The sequence below is a fragment of the Halodurantibacterium flavum genome (assembly GCF_042681825.1).
GTDB lineage: Bacteria > Pseudomonadota > Alphaproteobacteria > Rhodobacterales > Rhodobacteraceae > Halodurantibacterium > Halodurantibacterium flavum.
In genome coordinates this window covers 1-3,909 of the sequence record NZ_JBHUGH010000022.1, presented here as the reverse complement: position 1 = coordinate 3,909, position 3,909 = coordinate 1, and the positions used below count along the sequence as shown (strand labels likewise).

Annotated in this window: 4 protein-coding genes; 3 read left to right on the top strand and 1 reads right to left on the bottom strand. The window is 56.0% G+C overall.

What is annotated here, in order from left to right; all coding sequences use genetic code 11:
- Window positions 1-109 precede the first annotated feature (109 nt).
- A complete protein-coding gene (locus tag ACFSGJ_RS17185; RefSeq protein WP_152367876.1) occupies window positions 110-328 on the top strand; it encodes a helix-turn-helix domain-containing protein in 219 nt (72 codons plus the stop codon).
- Between the two features lie 203 nt (window positions 329-531).
- Here ACFSGJ_RS17185 and ACFSGJ_RS17180 read toward each other — a convergent pair whose 3' ends face one another.
- Window positions 532-1,572 (bottom strand): IS110 family RNA-guided transposase, encoded by a 1,041-nt coding sequence (locus ACFSGJ_RS17180; protein ID WP_152367877.1) that lies wholly within the window; start codon window positions 1,570-1,572, stop codon window positions 532-534.
- Window positions 1,573-1,863: 291 nt separating this feature from the next.
- Between ACFSGJ_RS17180 and ACFSGJ_RS17175 the strand changes: the two genes are divergently transcribed.
- Together ACFSGJ_RS17175 and ACFSGJ_RS17170 are read left to right on the top strand one after the other, a co-directional pair.
- Complete coding sequence (locus tag ACFSGJ_RS17175; RefSeq protein ID WP_183318930.1) at window positions 1,864-3,189, top strand: SMODS domain-containing nucleotidyltransferase; 1,326 nt, start codon at window positions 1,864-1,866, stop codon at window positions 3,187-3,189.
- A complete protein-coding gene (locus tag ACFSGJ_RS17170) occupies window positions 3,179-3,760 on the top strand; it encodes an SLATT domain-containing protein (protein WP_183318932.1) in 582 nt (193 codons plus the stop codon). The genes ACFSGJ_RS17175 and ACFSGJ_RS17170 overlap by 11 nt, the downstream gene beginning before the upstream one ends.
- Window positions 3,761-3,909: the final 149 nt, after the last annotated feature.

Sequence of the window (3,909 nt, the reverse complement as noted above, 5' to 3'; positions counted from 1 at the left end):
CTTCTCTATTCGGTCCGTGCCGAGCGCACGAGCCTCATCAGTCCTCCAATCGTCAATTACATACTATAGTTGATAAACTTAAAGTGTGTAAATTGCCATCGCTTTGCGCATGGACATGCGCAAACTGGTCGGCCGGAACTTCGCCCGCCTGCGTCGGGAGAAGGGCCTGACGCAGGAAGAGGTCGAAGCTCGTTCCGGTTTCAGCCAACAGTACCTCAGCAGTCTTGAACGCGGTCGGAGGAATCCGACCGTGATCACGCTCTACGAACTCGCCCAAGCCCTCGAGGTCAGTCATGTCGAACTGGTTGCACCCGACGACGAGACTTGATGAGCACTCCCGCGAGGATCATGCTTCTCTTCGTGGTCGGCACTCGACCGCCACAGGATGGGATCAGAGGAAGCCGGCGGGACAATCTATTATGCGACATCGCCTTGGCAGACCTTGGCGGTCAAGTCGTATTTGCGCACTCGCCGTTCCCCGTCCCCTCGCGGGGAGATGCTTCGGTCAGGTGATCCCCGGCCGAACTCGTGTCATAGGGAGGCAGGCTGTCGCCGTTCTCCCCATTCGAACTCTGTTCCGTCGATCCACATGCGATGCAGGATCACGGCGATTTTCCGCGCTAAGGCGATGATCGCCTTCTTGTGACCGCGCCGTCGCGCCACCTGCATTGCCCAAGCCTTCAACGCCGACCATCTCTTCACACGAGTCAGCAGCACTTGTGCGCCCTCGTAGAGCAGGCTGCGCATCATGGCGTCGCCCCACCGGGAGATTCTGCCGCTTCGATCGACCTCACCAGATTGCTGCTTGCGCGGCGTCAGGCCAAAATGGGCACCGACGGTCCGAGATCGCATAAAGCGCGTGGGAACATCCACCGTGGCCCGGAAGGTCAGCGCGACGAGAGGCCCCACACCTGGCACAGTCATGAACCGTCGGGTCAATTCATCCTGTCGCGCCAATTTGACCAGCAGATCATCCAATCTGCCAAACTGCTCCCGCAATCCACGCCTCGCCGCCAGAAGCGTATCCGTGACGACGTGCAGATCCGTGTCAGCGGTCAACTCGCGCACGCGCGGCTCGAAATCGCGAGCCGTGACCTTACCCAGATGATAGCCGAAGTCGCGGATCAGCCCGCGAATTTCATTCTCGACATCCTGGAGTTTGTTACGCAGCAACTGCCGGGCAGTGAGGATTGCGCGCAGACGCCGACTGGTCGGCGTTTTGACATGAACTTCCTTGAACAGCCCGACCCGCATCATCTGCGCGATACCTCGCGCATCGTGACGGTCGGTTTTGTTCATCTGCGCCGCCAAGGCGGCTTTCATATGCCGGGTTTCAACGCAGATAACAGGAAGGCCTGCTTCGGCGAGCGTGCCGAAGATGTGCTGCGATAGCATTCCAGCCTCCAGGCCAACGCGATAAACGATAAAGGGCAGTGCCAGAATGTGCTGTGCAATTTCCTCCGGCTCGGAAGTAAGCTTTGCTTCGTGAACAACCTGGCCGCTATGATCTACCACGCACAGATTCACGGTGCGCGCCGAGACATCCAGGCCAATGTAGTGATTTTCGGTCATACCGAATCCCTCCAGAATCAAGGACCGGTACTTCTCTTAGCCAAAAATTCGTGGGCTTTGTAAACTACGACTATTTCAGTCGTTCTTTGCGAGAGAGCATCGCAACGCGGGGTCTTCGCACGAAAACTACCATTGTGAACTTGATCGCTACGAAGCCTTCAGCATTTTTTCTGTTGGCAGATCATGTTGCGTGGTTTGACGGATACGGTAGCAAGAGCACAAAATAGGAACATCAGCTCGTCGATTCGGAAACTACGGCGTGCATCATCCCTAGAGCCGACAGGGGGCAAAGTGGGCATCGCGGACGACTTCAGGACTTTCCTCGAGAACATCAAAGTAGATAACTCAGCAACCATCTCGCTTCGCTATGGCGAGATCACCTCCGCGCTGAACAAGCAATTTCGAGATACCGAGTCGAAAACTGCCAACAGCCTTCAGGTCGGCTCCTATGGTCGCTGGACGGCGATCAAGGGCATTTCCGATCTGGACATGATCTACATTGTCCCGGCCTCTGAGTGGGATACCTACAAGGATGGCGGACAGTACGAGCTCCTTCGCGACACCAAGGATGCGATCAAGGCGCGCTATCCATCGACAACGGTGAAGGTCGATCGGCTAGTTGTGCGGGTCCTCTATAAGGATTTCCATATTGAGGTTATGCCCGCTTTTCGGGAGGCGGATGGAAGCTACAAATATCCCGACACCGCGAACGGAGGATCATGGAAGATCACAAAGCCCCAAGCCGAACTCGATGAGATGCGGGCGGCTAATGAGCGGAAGAATCGGAATCTCCGGCGCTTGTGTAAGATGGCTCGCGCTTGGAAGAACAAGCACGGCGTGGCTATGGGCGGCCTTCTGATTGATACACTCGCCTACAACTTTCTTGAATCGACCGATGAGTACGACGAGAAAAGTTACCTCTACTACGATTATATGTGTCGAGATTTCTTCAAGTTCCTGGCTGACCAACCCAAACAGTCGGAATACGCCGCCCTCGGCAGCCGACAGCGCGTACGGGTAAAGAAGAGGTTCGAGCGGAAGGCAAAGAAGGCCCACGAACTCTGCCTGAAGGCTATCGAGGCGAGCGGCCAGGCGAATGAGCGCCAGAAGTGGCGTGACGTGTTCGGCAATGGCTATCCCGCTCCCGCATCCAAGTCGGAAACAGAAGCCACGCTCGCCAAAGCAGCGTTTCGTAACACCGAGGAATTTGTTGAGGATCGGTTTCCGTTGGATGTCCGGTACGAGATGCGGATCGACTGCGAGGTTACACAGAACGGCTTCCGGGCCACACGCTTGCTCGACCTTCTCGAGCGGCACGGCATCCTTCTGCGCAAGAAAAAACTTCGATTCTTCGTCGCGGACGGCGCCGATCTCCCCGATGACGTCGACATCTATTGGAAAGTGTTGAATCGAGGAGACGAGGCTGAGCGGCGCGACATGATCCGCGGCCAAATTATCCGTGACGATGGCAATTGGGAACAGCGTGAAAGCACCGACTTCCGGGGAAACCACCTTGTGGAATGCTATGCGGTCCTGAATGGTGTTGTCGTCGCGCGAGATGACATCCTCGTTCCCATTAGCGCACAGAGCGCTGAAGTAGGCGACCATGCAGCTTGACTATGACATCACCCTTGAGGATCAAATCCGCGAGTGCTTCGGTCGGGTGGTCTATACTCACAAGACGCACGAGAGGATGGCCGACAACTGCGCTAAAAAACTCAATCGGTTTAAGGTTGGACAGATCGTCCTCACCGCAGCGACGAGCACGGGCGCTGTTGGTGTAGTTGTAACGAATGAGACGTGGCTCGAGGTCGCAACGGTTCTGGTGTCATTCCTGACGCTCTTCGTGACAACCTACCTCAAGAACTTCGATTTGGGCGCGACCGCGCAGAAACACCGCGATGCCGCGGCGAAACTGTGGAACGTCCGCGAGTGTTACCTTTCGCTCCTCACGGATCTGCCGGCTCTTGACCGGCAGGCGGCCGTTGAGCGTCGTGACGAGTTGCAGACTATGCTCGCCGCACTCTATCAATCTGCGCCACAAACGGATGGCAAAGCCTACGTTGAGGCTCAGAAGCGTCTTCAGAAAATGGAAGACATGACGTTCAGTGCTGACGAGATAGATTGTTTTCTACCGCTATCACTAAAACGTTCAGGCGGACGACCGAAGACCGATGAAGGAACATGAGCGCGTGCCCCTTTCACGCTCACCGGCTATCTGACATTGGGGTTTTATGGCGACTAGATGATTAGCTCCGCATGGTGCCGGTGAAACTCCTAAATGTTTCAACCAGGCTCGAAGTTGCTGTGCAGGAGCGCTCGAATACCCCATCTATT

Coding starts and splice junctions, on each gene's coding strand:
- ACFSGJ_RS17180 (WP_152367877.1), bottom strand. CDS start 1,572: ATGACCGAAAATCACTACATTGGCCTGGATGTCTCGGCGCGCACCGTG.
- ACFSGJ_RS17170 (WP_183318932.1), top strand. CDS start 3,179: ATGCAGCTTGACTATGACATCACCCTTGAGGATCAAATCCGCGAGTGC.
- ACFSGJ_RS17185 (WP_152367876.1), top strand. CDS start 110: ATGGACATGCGCAAACTGGTCGGCCGGAACTTCGCCCGCCTGCGTCGG.